Origin of the sequence: Sphaerimonospora mesophila (genome assembly GCF_001417795.1) — a bacterium.
Taxonomy (GTDB): domain Bacteria; phylum Actinomycetota; class Actinomycetes; order Streptosporangiales; family Streptosporangiaceae; genus Sphaerimonospora; species Sphaerimonospora mesophila.
The window spans coordinates 15551-31761 of the sequence record NZ_BCBX01000041.1 but is presented as its reverse complement, the minus strand read 5'-3'; the positions used below and the strand labels follow the sequence as shown (position 1 = coordinate 31761).

The 16211-nt window shown below is 71.5% G+C and carries 10 protein-coding genes; 2 read left to right on the top strand and 8 right to left on the bottom strand.

The features are described from left to right. Window positions 1–2 precede the first annotated feature (2 nt). Window positions 3–674: a response regulator gene (locus tag AP234_RS22740; RefSeq protein ID WP_055481739.1), complete on the top strand. Its 672-nt coding sequence runs from the start codon at window positions 3–5 to the stop codon at window positions 672–674. Here the strand turns inward: AP234_RS22740 and AP234_RS22735 are convergent. Continuing rightward, complete coding sequence (locus AP234_RS22735) at window positions 668–6994, bottom strand: RHS repeat domain-containing protein (RefSeq protein ID WP_055481738.1); 6327 nt, start codon at window positions 6992–6994, stop codon at window positions 668–670. The two genes, AP234_RS22740 and AP234_RS22735, sit on opposite strands and share 7 nt — an antisense overlap. A 42-nt stretch (window positions 6995–7036) precedes the next feature. Continuing rightward, on the bottom strand, window positions 7037–10519 hold the full coding sequence (locus AP234_RS22730) for a LamG-like jellyroll fold domain-containing protein (RefSeq protein ID WP_055481737.1): 3483 nt from the start codon (window positions 10517–10519) through the stop codon (window positions 7037–7039). Between the two features lie 267 nt (window positions 10520–10786). Here AP234_RS22730 and AP234_RS22725 point away from each other — a divergent pair, with 267 nt between their 5' ends. Continuing rightward, window positions 10787–11431, top strand: coding sequence for a 4'-phosphopantetheinyl transferase superfamily protein (locus tag AP234_RS22725; protein ID WP_083502346.1), 645 nt, complete (start codon window positions 10787–10789; stop codon window positions 11429–11431). A 109-nt stretch (window positions 11432–11540) separates the two neighbouring features. Here the strand turns inward: AP234_RS22725 and AP234_RS22720 are convergent, their stop codons facing one another. The 6 genes from AP234_RS22720 to AP234_RS22695 are packed head-to-tail and all read right to left on the bottom strand — an operon-like array spanning window position 11541 to window position 16209. Further along, complete coding sequence (locus AP234_RS22720) at window positions 11541–12206, bottom strand: cysteine hydrolase family protein (RefSeq protein WP_200926663.1); 666 nt, start codon at window positions 12204–12206, stop codon at window positions 11541–11543. A 1-nt stretch (window position 12207) separates the two neighbouring features. Beyond that, a complete protein-coding gene (locus tag AP234_RS22715) occupies window positions 12208–12450 on the bottom strand; it encodes a hypothetical protein (protein ID WP_055481736.1) in 243 nt (80 codons plus the stop codon). A 10-nt stretch (window positions 12451–12460) separates the two neighbouring features. Continuing rightward, window positions 12461–13456 (bottom strand): methyltransferase, encoded by a 996-nt coding sequence (locus AP234_RS22710; RefSeq protein ID WP_055481735.1) that lies wholly within the window; start codon window positions 13454–13456, stop codon window positions 12461–12463. Further along, a complete protein-coding gene (locus tag AP234_RS22705) occupies window positions 13453–14493 on the bottom strand; it encodes an NAD(P)H-dependent flavin oxidoreductase (protein ID WP_055481734.1) in 1041 nt (346 codons plus the stop codon). The genes AP234_RS22710 and AP234_RS22705 overlap by 4 nt, the downstream gene beginning before the upstream one ends. Then, entirely contained in the window at window positions 14480–15334 is an 855-nt protein-coding gene (locus tag AP234_RS22700; RefSeq protein WP_055481733.1) for a hypothetical protein, read from the bottom strand. Before AP234_RS22700 ends, AP234_RS22705 begins: the two co-directional genes overlap by 14 nt. After that, on the bottom strand, window positions 15319–16209 hold the full coding sequence (locus AP234_RS22695) for a diiron oxygenase (RefSeq protein ID WP_055481732.1): 891 nt from the start codon (window positions 16207–16209) through the stop codon (window positions 15319–15321). The genes AP234_RS22700 and AP234_RS22695 overlap by 16 nt, the downstream gene beginning before the upstream one ends. Window positions 16210–16211 lie beyond the last annotated feature (2 nt).

Sequence of the window (16211 nt, the reverse complement as noted above, 5' to 3'; positions counted from 1 at the left end):
CGATGACCGCAGTACTTGTCGCCGAGGATCAGGTCCTGGTCCGGGCGGGTCTGGCCGCGCTGATCCGCGCGGACCCCGGGCTGGAGGTGGCCGGGGAGGCGGCCGACGGCGGGGAAGCCCTGCTGCTGGCGCAGGCCGTCCGGCCCGATGTCGTGCTGATGGACGTACGGATGCCCGGCATGAGCGGGATAGACGCCACCCGAGAGATCATCTCGGCGCTGGGACGCGACGCCCCGAGGGTCCTCATCCTCACCACTTTCGACCTGGACGAGTACGTGTACGACGCGGTGCTCGCGGGCGCCTCCGGCTTCCTGTTGAAGGACACCCCGCCCGAGCGTCTGCTCGCCGCCATCCACACCCTGGCCGGCGGCGACGTGCTGCTGGTCCCGGCCGCCCTCCGGCGGCTGGTCGAGTCCTGCTGCCGTCCGGCCGTCTCCGTGGCCCGCTTCGAAGGTCTCACCGCGCGGGAGACCGAGGTGCTGACGCTGGTGGCGCGCATGCTGTCCAACCGGGAGATCGCCGACCGGCTGTCCGTGGCCGAGGCCACGGTGAAGACGCACCTCAACCGGACCATGGCCAAGCTGGGCCTGTCCAGCCGCGCCCAGGCGGTCGCCTTCGCCTATGAGCACGGCCTGGTCAGACCCGGCCAGACCACACGTCCGGGGACTCAGTAGTAGTTGTCGATCGTCGGAGTCATGGTCCCGATGAAGCCTGCATAGGTCGCGTTCTCGTCAACCCTGGCCAGTAGCCTGGATCCCAGGCTCCATGTGCCCGCTCTCCGAGTCGCTCTGTGGGCCACCTTGACCCGGTACGCTATCCGTACTCGTGCCTGTGTCCGCGCCGCCAGCCCCGTGGCCTTCCTCAGCGCTCTCTGTTTCAATCCCCCGTTCGGATCGAACCACGCCACCGACGGAGACTTCTTCTCTATGAGGCGGTCCGCCTTCGAAAGCAGCGCACCGGACCTCTTGGCGGCGAATCTGCCGGCGTAGCCCGAGCCGACACCGACCCCGCCTATCCCCAGCCCCGCGAGGTTCATCAGCCCGGCCGAGGTATCGCCCTGGTGGAACTCGTAGATGGCGGTCCCGGCTGAGTTGATCGTGCCGGCCACCGCACAGAGCGTGCCGACAGGTGCCCCGACTCCGGTGGCGCTGGCGGCCACCGAGCATGTGGCCAGGATCTCCGCTCGATATTTCCAGGCGGTCTTGAGGCCGTTCCAGGTGACCTTGCCGGTCCAGACCGCTCCGTTCTTGAGCTTGCACTTCCAGTCGCACCGCCGAACCGGGGCCTTGTAGACGGGTGTGCTGTAGCGCGGGGTCCACCTGTCCGCCGTGCCGCCGCCGTCCGTGCACTCCCAGCCCCAGCAGTCCGACCTCGGCTTCGGGGCGACGTACCAGCGGAAACCGGCGCCGGTGCACTCCCAGCCCCAGCAGGGTGGTGTCCTGGTGCAGCCCTTGCCCGAGTAGTAGCAGTTGGTGTTGCCGCGCAGCGGGCCGTCGAGCCCGTCGGGGTCGCTCAGCGTGATCGGGCTGTGGTTGGCGTAGGAGTAGCCGTTCCAGCTCTGCGGATACTCCATGTTGAACAGCGAATCCACCGAGAGGAAGCGGCCGATCGCCGGGTCGTACTCACGGGCGCCGAGATGGGTCAGGCCGGTGGCCCGGTCGGCGGTGCCGCCGACGAAGGCGCGCTCGTCCGGCCAGATGCCTACGGCGGTGCCGCGTGGAGCGCCGAAGGGGGTGAAGCGCCGCTGGGTGAGCTCCTGCGTGGCGGCGTCGACGGCCAGCAGCGCCGTGTCCTGGTGATCCGCGGCCAGCAGGGACACCCCGCGACCGGTGCGCACCGCGACCGTCTCCCCGTTGTGCGCGTAGTAACGGGTGGCCGTCACAGTGCTCGCACCCTTGGCCAGACGCACCTCCATGCCGGCCAGATACAGGGTGACGCCGGAGGGGTCGCGGCGCAGCAGTCGCTCACCGTCGACGTCGTACACGAAGGAGGTGGTGGAGCCCGCCTCGGTGACCGAGCTCAGGTCGCCGAAGGAGTCCCAGGTGAGGGACTGGGCGGCGGTCGGACCGGTGCGGGAGACCGTGTTACCGGTGGGGTCGTAGCCGAAGGAGTCGGTGCGCGCGCCGGCGCCGCCGGACTGCGCGACCTCGACGAGCAGGTGCCCGCTGCCCGGCCGGTCGTAGGTGTAGTCGCGGCGGGTGTCGGCCTGGCCGTTCAGCCCGTGCCACGTCTCGGTCGCCCGGTTGCCGGCCGCGTCGTAGGTGTAACCGTGCCAGTAGGGAGCGGGACCGCCGATCGCCCCCGGCGTGGGCGCCGCGGCGCAGGAGGCGGACGCCTGGGTCCACGCCTCGCTCAGCCGTCGCAGGTGGTCGTAGCGGAAGCACTGGGTGTCGGTGCCGGACCTGGAGACGTCGGAGATGGCGGTGAAGTCCCCGGCCGGGTTGTAGGTGTACCTCGCCTCCCGGTCCACCCCGGCGACGCCCTCCCGGTCGACACGTGAGGTGGCCAGCCGGTCGGTGCCGTACTCCCAGGTGAAGGTCTGATAGACCGTCTTGCCTCCGGCGTTCAGGGCGTACTGCAACGGCCGGCCCGTCCTGGAGTACGCGGTGGCGGTGACGTAGGCGCCGAGGCTGCCGGTCAGCCGGACGGGCCGGGCCAGGGCGTCGTAGACGACGCCCACGGTCTCGGCCGGCAGGTCGCCCGCGGCCGGAAAACCGGTGGACTGTACGGAACCGTCGGGGTTGTAGGCGGTGCTGAAGGTGTAGTCGCCGGCCAGCGCGCCCTCACCCGAGGGGATCGTGACGGTCTGCCGCACCGGGCGGTTCTGCCTGTCGTACACGTCGATCCTGCTCGTGTACGACCGGCCCCCGGCATGGGCGGTGGCGGAGGTGAGCAGTCCCTTGCGCAGGGTGTCGTAGGTCCAGGAGCGCAGCAGAGTGCCGTCGGCGGAGCCCTCCCGGGTCTCGATCTCCCGGCCCAGCGGGTCGTATCGGTGGACCAGCGTGCGGCCTCTCGCGTCGGTCTCGGAGGTGACCCGGTCGAGGTCGTCGTAGGTGTACCGGGTGGTGCCGCGGTCGGGGTCCTCGACCCTGATCTGCCGGCCGCGCAGGTCGTAGCCGGTCGTCCAGGCGTTGCCCGCCGCGTCCGCGATGGTGGCGAGCTCGCCACCCGGGGTGTAGGTGTAGGTGCTCGCGGTGTAGGCCCCGGTCGGCGAGTCGCCCTGGTACTGCCGCACTTCTGTGGTGTGGCCCCTGGCGTCGGTGTAGGTGCGGGTGGGAATGCCGCCGTCCGGCGGGTCGACGGCCACCCAGTCACCGCCGTAGGTGGTGACGGTCCGCCAGATCTCCCGGGTGTCGTTGCCCCCGATCAGTTGCCGTTCGACGGTGACCCGGCCGAGACCGTCGTGGTCGGTCTGGACCTGCGCCTCCACGTCACCGGGATCGGCCACGCCGAACAGGCTGGGGGCGGGGGCTCCGGTCGCGTAGTAGGGGGCGTACGTCCTGGTGACGTTGCCGCGGCTGTCGTAGAAGGTGTCCTCGATCACGCGGCCGCCGTCGGGGCCCTCCACCTGGGTCTGGCGTTGGCGGAGCAGCCCGTCGTAGAGGTCGTGGCGCACGCGCTGCCCGCCCTCGGGGGTCGGCGTCCTGGTGGTGACTGCGGCGATCTTCCCCTCTTCGATCCGGTAGGCGTACTCGGCGGTGGGGGTGGCGCTGGTGGGCAGGCCGGCCCACACCTTGACCGTGCGGCCGAGCGCGTCGTAGGCGATGGTCGTGGTGCGCCCGCCGGGGTCGGTCTCCGCGGTGGGCAGCCCCCACGCGGGGTCGAGGACGGTCGTGGTGACGTGGGCGCTGCCGGGCACGCCCGGCGTCGCCGGAGGCCCGGTCACCGTGGTCTTGACGGTCAGCCCGGCGGTCTCGGTGTAGGCGGTGGTCGTGGTGTTCCCCAGGGCGTCCTTGACGCTCACCGACCGCCCGTAGGGGTCGTACCCGGTGCGGGCCACCGGGATGTAGCGTGCCGTCGTGCCGTCGTGGGAGGCGATCTCCTCGACCATGGTGGCGTCGCCCTTGGTCGGCGCCTCGCCGAAGCCCCGGCCGTCGTAGGAGGTCCGGGTGTCGGACACGAGCTGCCTGGACCGGTCGGGGGTGGCCGAGCAGCGCGCGGCGACGGTCTCCACCCGGGAGGGCAGGTCGCGCAGCCAGGCGGTCGCGTTGATCGCGTAGGTGGTACGGGTGCACAGGTCGTCCGACGCCGTGGACACGTCCGCCTGGTCGTCCACCTGGAGGGGCAGCCCGGTCACGGTGTCGTGTGCGGTGTCGACGCGGGTCTGGCGGCGGCCCCCGTCGGACAGGGCCGTCCACGTCCTGGTGGTGGCGACGCCGGTGAGGTTCGCGACGGTGGTGCCCCACGAGCGGACGCGTCTGGCCGTCTCGTGACGCCAGGGCGTGTTCACCGTGCGCGTGTACACGACGCCGTCGGGGCCGGTGTACTCCGTACGCTGCAGTTCGAATCCGGCCAGGCCCTCGTGGTCCACGTGGGTCCCTCCCTCATCGTCTGAGACGGTGACGCTCTTGACGCCACCCGACGGGGCGCGGCGGTCGCCGTCCATGCCCCGCAGGAACAGGTGCTCGGTGCGCGACAGCGGCTGGTCAGCGCTTCCCGTGGTGACGCGCACCCGGCCGTACCCGCGCCACTGCGACCAGGTCTTCTCCTTGGTCTTGGTCAACCCGTCGTCGTCGTCGAAATGCCAGGCGGCGCCGCCGAGGTAGGTGTAGGTGGTGACCATGTCGGGGGCTCGGGCCGTACGGTCGGAGACCACGGTCCGGGTGACGACGTACTTGTGGAACCAGTCCCGGATGGGTTCGTCGTGCCCGGGGGGCTGCCAGTAGGTGGGGAAGCAGCGACGGGTGTTGGTCTCGGGGGTGGGCAGATCGGACAGCGTGCAGTCGGTGGTGGAGTAGTCGACGTCGACCTGGCCGCCGTACTCGTCGTAGATCGCTCCGACCCGGTACTTGATGAACGGCGGGATGTCGTCGCCGGATCTGTCCACCCGGTTCATCAGCTGCACGTGGTTGAAGGTGACCTTCGGCAGGGTGACGGCCGTGCCGCCCGCCCGCCCGGTGTGCTCGATCGAGCGCAGCAGCAGCGCGCGGTCGATGTCGGCGTCGCCCCAGATGTGGGACAGCTTCCACGCGTCCACGTCCCGGTAGGTCCCGTCGGCCCGCCGGATCTGGGTGGTGACGCCGGTGAGCCGCTTGCGCGACCAGAACGTCGGAGAGATCTTGCCGTGCTTGGTGCAGTCGGAGGTGCAGTTCTGGTCCCACGGCACGTCCGGCCACCGCTCGGGCCGGTCTCCGATCTTCCCGGACGCGCAGTCGAAGGCCGAGTCGGGCAGGCACCGCTCCGCGGTGGTGAAGACGACCTTCGCCGGGGGGCCGGCGAACAGGGCGCCGGTGCGCAGGCCGTACTCGATTCGCTCCAGGTGACCGCCGCGGTCATAAGAGGTGTCGGCGGAGGTGGAGACGTTGCGGCCGTAGCGGTTGGTCTCCTTGGTGTAGTAGTAGGCGATCGCGTTGCCGTTGGTGTCCACGACATAGTCGAGGTTCCACCGCCAGGCCTGGCGGCACCACGACCGGTCGAACCCGGCGGCGTCGTGGCAGGGCTCGCCCGCGTCGTCGCCGAACACCGGGGTGGTCCAGGCGGAGCCGGTCTGCGGCCGTTCCGAGGTCCAGCCCGGGAGGCGGTTCAGGCCGAAGAAGTACTGGGTGCCGTCGGTGGTGGTGGCCTTCCAGTACTCCCCGTCGTCGTCGCCGTTGCCCGTCGAGGCGGCGGTCAGCCGCTCGAACCGGGTGCCGTCGTCGCCCTTCATCCGCCAGGTGCCGTCGCCCGCCTTGATCAGTTCGCCGCCCTTGCCGTTCCAGGTGACCGTGGCGTTGTCGTAGGCCCAGCACTGGTCGCCGGGGTCGACCCCGTTGGATTTGGGCGCGCCGTCCTGTGAGCACGGCTTGTAGCTCCGCTCCACGTATCCGGGCCACAGATCGAAGCCCTCCCCCACCCAGCTGGGCTGGTTGTTGGTGTTGGCGGTGCGCCCGTCCACGGACCCCGAGGAGTAGCCGATGGCCAGGTCGGGATCGAGTCCGCCGGGCACCGGCGGCACCCGAAGCGGATAGGACCAGGTGAAGTCGCCGGAGTTGCCGCCGACCTGCCAGGTGGCCGAGGAGGACAGCGTGGTCGCCTTGTAATCGCCCTTGTCGCTCTCGGGGGCGGCCGCCAAAGCGAGCACCGTGGCCTGGCCGGCCGTCAGGCCGACTTCGGCGCTGAGCGTCCCGTTCTCACCGTCGTTGCGAGTGGGCAACGGCGTCAGATCACCGCACTCCGGCCGTTCCGGGGTGGTCGACGCGCACGCGGGCAGCCGTGCCAGGCGCAGCCGCGAGCCGTAGGAGCCGCCGTACGCCTCGGTGAAGCCGGTGTAGTCGAGCGACACCGTGACCCGCTCCGCCGAGGGGGACTCCAGGCTGATCCGGATCGGGTCGTCCGATCCCCGCGTTCCCAGCGCCTCGGCCGTCCCTTCGGTGCCGCCGCGTGCGCCGGCCGTACCCGCCGTCTTCGTGTGTGCGTCCCGGCCGTTCAGCACGCGCACCCGCACACCGGCGTCGTGATCGGCCGGGCCTGTGGCGCCCACCCACACCGGCAGCGCGCCCGCTCGTACGGGTCGCTCCCGGCTCGCCGCGGTCAGCGCGACCTCCGCCTCGCCCGCCGGCCAGATCGGCGGGTCGACCCGGCCGTGCGCCGGCGGATCCGCTGGGCGCGGCAGCGTCCTGACCGGATCGCCCTGCACCACCGGGGTCAGGTCGGCCACTCGCGGACGCCCGCCCGGCGACGTCTCGACCTGCGCCTGACTCTCCGGTCGCGCCTGCGAAGGCGCCACCTGCAACTGCATGATCATGGTGGACAGAACCGCCGCGATCGCGACCGCCCGGACCCCGCCAGTACGCACCGCATCTCCCTTCGACAGGTAGGTGACTGCCAGGTCGCATCCCTAGAAGGGAGACTCGGAGGGCAGCTCGGTGTATCCGGCCAGCACCTGTATCTGTTCCTGGTCGAGAACTCCGGAGAAGGCCCACACGTCGTCGATGACGCCGGGCCAGTACTCGCCCCACGTGCCGGCGGTCTTGGCCCGGCCCAGCTGCAACGGCCCGGTGGCGTCGAACCCGACGGTGTGCCAGCGGGTGGACACCCGGGTCTCGGTCTCCTCCAGCCAGCCGTTCACGTAGAGCCGCAGCACGTCGGCGAACGAGTCGTACACCACCGCCACGTGATCCCACTGCAGCTGGAGTTGATAGGCCGAGTGGTCGGCGCGCTGCATGGTCGCCCCGGCGGTGTCGGCGTCGGGCATCTCCACCTGCCATCCGCCGTCGCCCGCGGGATCGTAACGAAGGATGAAACCGCTGTTGGCGGTGCCCGCCTGGGAGAACACCGTCGCCTTCGATTCCGGCCGGGCGGCCGCCGTGACCCAGCCGGCCACGGTGAAGCTGCGGTCGGTGGCGACGACCTGCTGCGCGGTGGCGGCGTGGTCGCCGGAGCCGTCGAGGACGAGACCGCCCATCGGACTGCCGAGCCAGCCCGCCGACTGATCCACATGGGCCTGGTCGCCGAAGGTCAGGGCCCGGCCCCGGCCCGAGTCGTCCGCACCGTCGGTGTTGAGCTTCCACCGGCCGGCCAGGACCGGATGCCGGGTGAACAGGTCGGCCGCCTCGTCCGCCGAGACCACCCGGTCGAAGACCCGCACGTCGTCGATCTCGCCGGGGAAGAAGTCCACCTTCGCGCCGCTGTGCTTGGCCCGCCCGATGGCCATCGGGCCGGTGGCCTTCCAGGTCACGGTGAACGGCTTCTCCTGCTGGAGCACGCCGTTGACGTACAGCCGCGCGGTCTTGGCCACCGCGTCGTACACGCCGAGCAGGTGCGTCCATTCGCCCACGGCGGGCGGCGCGTCGGACAGGACGCGCACTCCTCCCTTGGGCTCGTCGGCGTTGGTCAGGCTGAACGACCAGCGATCGTCGTCCTGGACGTACTGCAGGAAGAAGCCGCTGCCCACGTCGCCGTCCTGGTTGAGGATGGTCGCGAAGCCGTCGGTGTGGGCGATCCTGGCCCAGGCGGCCACCGAGTACGTGCCGCTCGTGTCGATCACCGGAGCGGAGGTCTGGGCGTATCCCGTGGCCCCGTCTCCGCGCATCGCGGTGCCCACCTGGCCGTCCACGCCCAGGGTCACCCCGCCGGCGGTGCCGGTGGTGACGGCGGGCGCGCCGGGTCTGACCTCTGCCGTCAGCGCCGTGGCGCCGGCGGGCTCGTCCAGCGGCCAGTGGACCAGCGGGGCGGAGCCGGCGGCGACCCGGAACATGTACGCGGTGGGGGCGCTGGCGTTGCCCGCCGCGTCGACCGCCTTGACGTACAGGAAGTTGACTCCCGCCTTCGTGGGCATCAGCGGCACCGTGACCGGGCCGCCGGGAGCGGCGGGACGGTACTCGTTCGCGGCCGATGGAGTGGTGTTGACCCCCACCCAGTAGCGGTTCACGTCGGCCTGGGTGGTGCTGATCGTGAAGTCGCCGTACCGGCCCACCCCGTCGTGCCAGGGATCGGCCGGGTCTTCGGGATCGGACGGCGGGTAGGCGGCGGAGGAGACCGACGGCGCCTCGGGCGCGGTGGCGTCGTAGTAGAAGTAGCAGCCCGTGGCGCTGCCCGCCGAGCTCCACGGGCTCCACTGGTATCCGTCCCAGGCGCGCACGTGCCAGCCGATCAGCGTGTTCTGCGGGATCGTCGACGGCGCGGTGACCTGGAACGTCGAGCCCGTGGTCTTGGCCGCACTCAGCGGGGACACCCACTCGCCGCCATCCCAAGCGATCTTGAACTCGGCCTTGAGCTTGGCCGCCGAACCGGAGTCCGGGTCGAACAGGATCGCGTACAGGGTGGGCGGCTTGTTCACCCGGACCGCCGCCGCCGGTGCCGCACACGGGCCGCCGGGGCTCATCGACTGGTTCTTCATCAACGGCTGCGGCGGCGGGGTGTTGTACTCGATCCGCAGGTAGGCGTCGTTGGCGAAGCGCTTCCACCAGGCCATCGACGACTCGGAGTAGGCGCGCAGGCCGAACGTGATCACGGCGTCCTTGCGATTCACCGCGGCGCGGACCACGTCACGCAGCGCCGCTGTGGAGAACTCCACCGGGGTACGCGAGCAGTACGCCACGTCGCGGGAGGCGAGACGCTTGATCCAGTTGTCGTCGGTGCTGTTCCACGTCGAGCTCGACCCGAATCCGCTGGCATGCCAGAGCTGGACCGACGTGGGGTTCTTGCAGTTGTAGGCGTGCGTCTCGTAGGCGACGAACTCGGTCGAGACCACATATTTGCCCGCCAGCGCGCCGATGGGCATGCGGAAGAACAACCGCTTCTTCTGGTCCTTCACGCAGGCGCCGTCGTACTGCACATCGCACAGGCCCACCCCCTGCGTACCGCTGAAGTTGTAGTAGGAGGTGGTCGGGTAGCCGCTGGAGACCATCAGGCGGGCCGACCTGGCGACCGTCTTCCAGGTGGGATCGATGTAGACGGGGAATCGGGTCCGCGGCCCGGTCAGCATGCCCGGGTCGGGCAGCAGCGTGATCTCTCCGGACCCCACGCCCACCCCGAGCCTGGCCACGTTCGCCCCCTCCGGCGGTGCCACCGACGGTTCTGCCAGGTCGGCGACGAGGGACGACGGCGCCGATCGCGGAGCGGCCGCCGGGCCGGAGTCCCACATGAGCGGCGCGGGCGCCTCGAACACGTCGTTCCCCGAGACGGTGTCGCGAGCGCGCAGGACGCCGGACGCGTCCATCTCGACGGACAGGCCCTCGGTGTCCAGACGCAGGCGCAGTCGGGTCAGTGCCGGGTCGCGCGCGGCCTCGGGCGTCTTGACCACGATGACGTGGGCGAAGCCGTCGACCTCTGCGCGCACCCGCAGGTCGACGCCCGGCAGCACCTCGGGGTAGGTCGCCGTGTCACCGCTGACCTCCGGCTCGGGCAGGGCCCGCGGCCAGGTCAGGCTGAGCCGCCGGCCGGCCCTGCTCATGACGGCGAAGGGCCCGGTTCCCCCGTCCGACAGGCGCAGTTCGACCGTCGAGGCGGCGGGCGCCAGCCCACCGCCGGGCAGCCTGGTGAGCGTCGGATCGACGTCCGCCCACGCCCCCTCTCGCCGGGTGCGCACCGGGCGCAGGTGCTGGACGAACTCGAACCTTCCGTTCGGCAGAGCCCGCACCTCTCGCGTCTCGCCCCGATGCGACAGCACCTCGACGGGCCGGCCCGAGGCGCGTGCGGCCGCCGATGCGGCGGCCTCGGTCAGCGCGGTGTCCGGAGGCAGCCCGGCGGTCTGCGACGACCCGGCGACCGGTGACGATTCGGCGGTGGTCGGCGGCTCGGCCCGGGCCGGCGAAGGGCCGGCCTGCACGGAGATCGTCGCTGCGACGGCCGCGGTGACGGCCGCGACCCGTCGCAGCACCCGCCGGATCCTCGCCCCTGTCCCTCTACCGTCCAGCTCGCGCATCCCAACCCCGCTCCCCGGGCACCCTCGGCCAGGTTGATCACATGGTCGGGTGCCGGGGGACGAAGCGACATTCGGCAGCGGGTTGATTTCCGGCATACCGCCGACGTATCAGCGCACCGTTCGGTCGAACTCCGGCGGCAGCGCCCCGGCCGCCGCGGCCCTGGCCCCGCACGTCCGGGTCTCCTCCGCCCGGACGCCCGTCACCGGCCGATACTGGAGACCGTGATCGAGCGAATCCTCCCCCGCCATGTCGCCTGCGCCGACACCTTCGAGGACTCCCCGGACGCCCGGCTGTTCCCGGAGGAGGAGACGATCGTCGCCAACGCGGTGACCAGGGGGCGGCTGGAATTCACCACGGGGCGGGCATGCGCGAGGACCGCGCTGGCCATGCTGGGGCGGGAGCCCGAGCCGATCCTCCGCGGCGCGGCCGGACAGCCGCTGTGGCCCGCCGGGACCGTCGGCAGCATCACCCACTGCCGGGGCTATCGGGGCGCCGCCGTCGCCGAGATCCGCCGCGTACGCTCCATCGGGGTGGACGCCGAGCCCGACGAGCCGATGCCCACCGGCACGTTCGAGAAGATCTCGTCGGCCGACGAACGCCGGGAGATCCGGCGCCTCGGCGCGGGACACCCGGGCGTCCATTGGGACCGGCTGCTCTTCTGCGTCAAGGAGTCCGTGTACAAGGCGTGGTTCCAGCTGACCGGCGCAGCGGTGTGGTTCACGGACGTCGGCGCCGTGATCGATCCGGTCGCGGGCGTCTTCGTGGCGCGTCCGCACGGGAGCGGGACCGCGCTCCCCGGTCGCTGGCTCGCCGAGCGCGGCCTGCTGCTGACCGCCGTCGTCGTTCCCGGCCCGGACGAAGGGTGAAAGAGACGGGGCCGAACGGTGAGACGTACGGAGACGACGCGGTCCCGCCGGGCGTGATGCCCGGCGGGACCGCGTCCCCGGGACCGCGGAGCGGGCCGACCCCCTCGGATCAGGGGCCTTCCCCGGCGGCGGTGAGCGCGGCGACCACTTCCCCGGCCGTCACAAGCTGGACGCCGATCCGCCGGATCTCCTCCAGACCCTGGTCGTTGACCTGGGAGACCGCGTCCGGCACCAGGACGACCCGGTAGTCGCGCTCGCTGGCCTCCACGAGGCTGGCACGGGGGCAGTTGGGGAAGTTGCACCCGGCGAAGACCACGGTGTCCACCTCCAACCGCTCCAGGAGACCCTGGAGCGGGGTCTGGAAGAAGGCACCCCAGCGCGGCTTGAAGATCACATATTCGGCCGGCCCGATCTCCTGCACCCCACCCGCGAGCAGGTGCTCGTGGTCGAGATCCGGTGCGCCCGGCGGCGCGAGCCCGGGGGCCAGCTCACTGCCGGGCGACCCGGGCGCGACGAGGTCGACGCCCGAGGCCAGCAGGGAGCGCCGGACCAGGTCGGCGTTCGACCCACCGGGCCGATAGAGCCGCACGATGTGGACGACCGGCCGCCCGGACGCGCGGCAGGCCTCGGCGAGCTTCGCGATGGCGGGGATCACCTCGGTCGTGCCGGCCAGGCCGTACGGACTGTCGCTCAGGAAGTCCCGCTGCATGTCGATCGTGATCAGCGCGGCCGAACGCCAGTGCGGGAGGATGTTGGGGTCATCAGCCGCGGTCACGTCAGCCCACCTCCACCGCGTCGGGCGAGAGGAACCGCTCCTGGATCCGCGTCAGCGTCCGGAAGTCGTCCACCGTCACCTCCTGCAGGTCGATCGTCCGGCCGGAGATGTCCTCCAGAAGATAGATGAACTCGAGGAACTGCAGGGAATCGATCAGGCGGGACTCGATGAGGTCGGCGTCGTCGCCCACCTCACCGGTCAGCTCGGGATTCTTCGCACGCAGCCATTCGATGACTCGTTCCATTGGAACTCCTTCAGGCTCGGCCGACGAGCAGTCGGGCAGAGGGCTCGCCGGTCGGGTGGACCGCTATGTCGGACAGGCCGGCCTCGGCCATGATCTGTTCCATCTCCTCGACGGTACGGCTCTCGCCGCCGTCCCAGAGCACGAGCGCCGACAGGTTGTGCAGGGTGGTGAAGACGGGAGACGTCCTCGTCTCGTCGAGCACATGGCCGTTGACCAGCACCCGACCGCCCGGCCGCAGCGCCTTGGCGGCACGCCGCAGGATGTCGACGCTCCTGTCCCAGGACTCCTGGTGCAGGACGTTCGACAGCAGGACCACATCCGCGTCCTGGCCGAAACGGTCCTGGTAGTAGTCGCCCTCCCGCACCGTGATCCGGTCGCTCAGTCCCTCCCCCGCGATGACCCGCCGGGCGATGTCCGTCACTCCCGGCAGGTCGATCAGCTCGCAGGTCAGCCCCGGCCAGGCGCGGCAGAACGCCATGCTGTGGGTGCCGGCCCCGCCGCCCACGTCGAGCAGGACAGCCGCGTCCTCCCGCTGCAGCGAAGCGGGCAGCGATCCGGCGCTCCTGGAGTTGTACTCGTGCATGCCGAGGATGAAGTCCTCCAGGTAGGCGGGGTCATCGCCCAGGCGGGCGGCCCGCTCCTCGGCCGCGGAACCGGTGCGCACGGCGGTGGGCAGCTCGCCCCACGGTCCGTACCACCGGTGCATGACCCGCACCCACCGCACGAGCGAATCCGGGGAGTCCGTGACGAGGAGCCTGCGGGTGTGCGGCGCGTTGGCGTACCCGTCCGCGTCCCGGGTGAGGAGCCGGAGCCCCACGCACGCGTCGAGCAGCCGGCGCAGCCGCGGCGCCGGCACCGCGCACCGCTCGGCGAGCCGCGCCGGGGTCAGCCGCCGGTCCGCCAGCGCGTCGAAGATCCCCAGCTCGGTCGCCGCGAACAGGACCTGCGCGTGCCAGTAGCCGAAGGCCAGCTGGCTCACCTGGGCCAGTTCCAGATCGGTTCTCATCTCACTCCCCCTGCGATCCGGTCGTCGGCGTCCCGCTCGGGCCCCGGGCCGGCCGGAGCCAGGCAGGCCGTGCCAAGCGATCGCGTCACCTGCGCGGCCGTACGGATCGACCCGATCGCGCCGCAACCGGTGCCCGCGTACCTGGCCATCTCCTCGATGGCGCCGTCGGCCTCGACGGTCGGCGCCGACGCCGAGCCCCTCGGCACCGGCCGCCGCTCTCCCATCACGGTCGTCCAGGCGATGAACGACGAGGGGAGCGGGGCCGGGTGGTCGGTGACCGCGCTGCGCAACGCCCGATGGGGACGCCCGGGCCAGCCGATCGAGAACCGGTCGGTGATCACGGTGTCGTCCGCTCCGGCGTCGACCAGGGCGGCCTTGTACGCCGGGTGCGCGGCCGACTCGACGGTGGCGACGAAGACCGTGCCGCACATCACGCCGCCGGCGCCGGCTTCGAGCACGCCGCGGGCCGCCGCCGCGTCGGCGACCCCTCCCGCGCCGAGCAGCGGCAGGTCCGGATGCGCCGCGCCGACCCGCGCGAGAAGGTCGCGCAGCGGCGCCCGGCCGAGGTGGTGGCCGCCGGCCTCCACCCCCTGGCAGACCAGCACATTGGCGCCGGCCTCGACCGCACGCCCGGCCTGCTCGGGCGAGCCGACCTGGACCAGCAGCGTGTGCCCGGCCGCGCGTACGGCCGCGCCGACCTCGGGGGGCGGCGGACCGTAGCTGTTGACCACCAGCCGCCGGTCGGCCGCGGCGAGCACGGCGCCGATCTGCCGGTCGAGCAGCCGCCCGGCGACCTCCGGGATGACGTTGACGCCGACCGGTCGGCGCGTACGGCCCTGCACGTCCCTGACCATCGCCTCGACGTCCGCCGCGGCGAGCTTGTACAGGGCGATCGTGCCGAGCGCGCCGGCCTCGCTCACGGCCGCGGCGAGCTCGGGCACCGCCACGCCGCCCATTCCGGCCTGGACGACCGGGAAGCGGACGCCGAGCGCCTCGGTGACGCCGGCCACCCTGCGGTCGAGATCACCCGAGGGCATCGCGCGCCCATCGCAGTGCGGCCGCCGCGCTGCCGTGCGCGAGCACCAGGGCGTGCACCCAGCGCTCCAGGCCGAAGGCGACGCAGCTGCTGTAGGCGGCCTGTCCCGACAGGGAGATGCCCAGGCGCTCCCCGAAGAAGTTGCGGTGCCGGTTGACCGAGGCGATCGCCGTGCCGTCCGGTGCGAGGAACTCGTGCTTGACGGGGTCGAGGGCGGACAGCCGGGCCCGTGAGCTCTCCTTCCGGTAGAAGGGGTCGTTGGCCGGTTCGACGGTGAGCGTGAGCCCCATGACGGCGGCGGTCTCCTCGATGCGGGCGCGCCACTCGTCCAGGTGGGACTGGGCGCCCTCGCGGTCGCCCACGTAGAGAATCTCGCGCATGTGGAATCCCCACAGCCTGCGCAGTCCCGAATACTCCCGCTCGTTGCGGAAGCACCGGCCCACCGAGGTCAGCAGCGCAGGCCCGCCCAGCTCCTGCTCCCTGAGCTGGAACAGCAGGCCGTAGCAGGTCGCCGAGGGCAGCAGGAACCCGGTTGGGGCGTGGTGCTCGGCGGTGAGCTCGGCGAGGTCGCGCTCGTCGGCGAGCAGCTCCATGGCCGGTTCTGTGAACCTGGCCGCCACCACGCCGAGGTGCGGGAAGTTGGCGAAGTAGTCGAGCCGGGCCAGCATGTCGGCGGGCAGCAGCGGCGGGCCGATCAGGGACACCGCGGCGGTCTGCGCGGCGAGCCTGGTCACGACGGCGTCGACGGTCGTCAGCAGCTCGCTCTCGGCCGGTCCCAGCGCGGCCAGGCCGGGGCCGAGCGAGGTGAGGGCCGGGGTGTCAGCGGTCACCGAGGTGTGCACGGCAGGGCTCCAATGCGGTTGTAGAAGGCGTAGGTCCGGCCGGCGATGGCCTGGTGCGCCTGCTGCCGGGCCGGGTCGGCCAGGAGCCTGGTCCGGAAGGCGAAGGGATCGGGGATGCCGCTGTCGCGGTAGACGTCGATGCTGTAGAGCTGCTCCAGGGAGGCCTGGATGTAGCGCTCGATGTACCTGCGTGCCGCGGAGATCTCCTCCTCGTTCCCGGCGGCGAGGAGCCGTTCGAACAGGGCGCGCACGAGCTGGCAGCCGAAGGCGATGTGCCGGGACTCGTCCTGGTGGTGCACCCGGTTGATCGCCCTGATCGTCTCGTTCAGCGAGGTGTCGGCGGCCATCCGGCTGTTGAAGTGGTCGACGATCTGCTCGAAGATCAGGATCCGGCTGAACACGATGAAGTTGTCCAGCAGCGCCGAGCCCTTGCCGTCGCCGGGGAAGGCCATCGCCCGGCTCGGATACAGCTTGCCGCCGTATCGCAGGCAGAACTCGGCGAAGAACCACATGTGCTCGTTCTCCTCACCCAGGAAGTGGTGGAAGAACGGGGTGGGCACCTCGAATCCGGGCGCGTAGAGCCGGTTCGTCACCTCGAACATCAGCTCTCGGATGCCGTGCACGTTGAGGCTGTAGAAGTTGACGCTCTCCCACTTCGACAGCGCGCGCAGCTGCTCGTCGTCGAGCTGCTCGGCCGCCTCCGTGCCGTGGACCGTCATCAGGTCGGCGCTCATCCAGAGCCCGTCCACCTGCAGATCGGCGGGCCAGTCGAAGGTCTTGTAGGGGTTGTAGTAGTGCTCGGTCGAGGCTTCGGTAAGCCTGTCGACCGCGGCGCGGACCTCTTCGTCCCACACCTGGCCGATGCCGGTCGGCATAA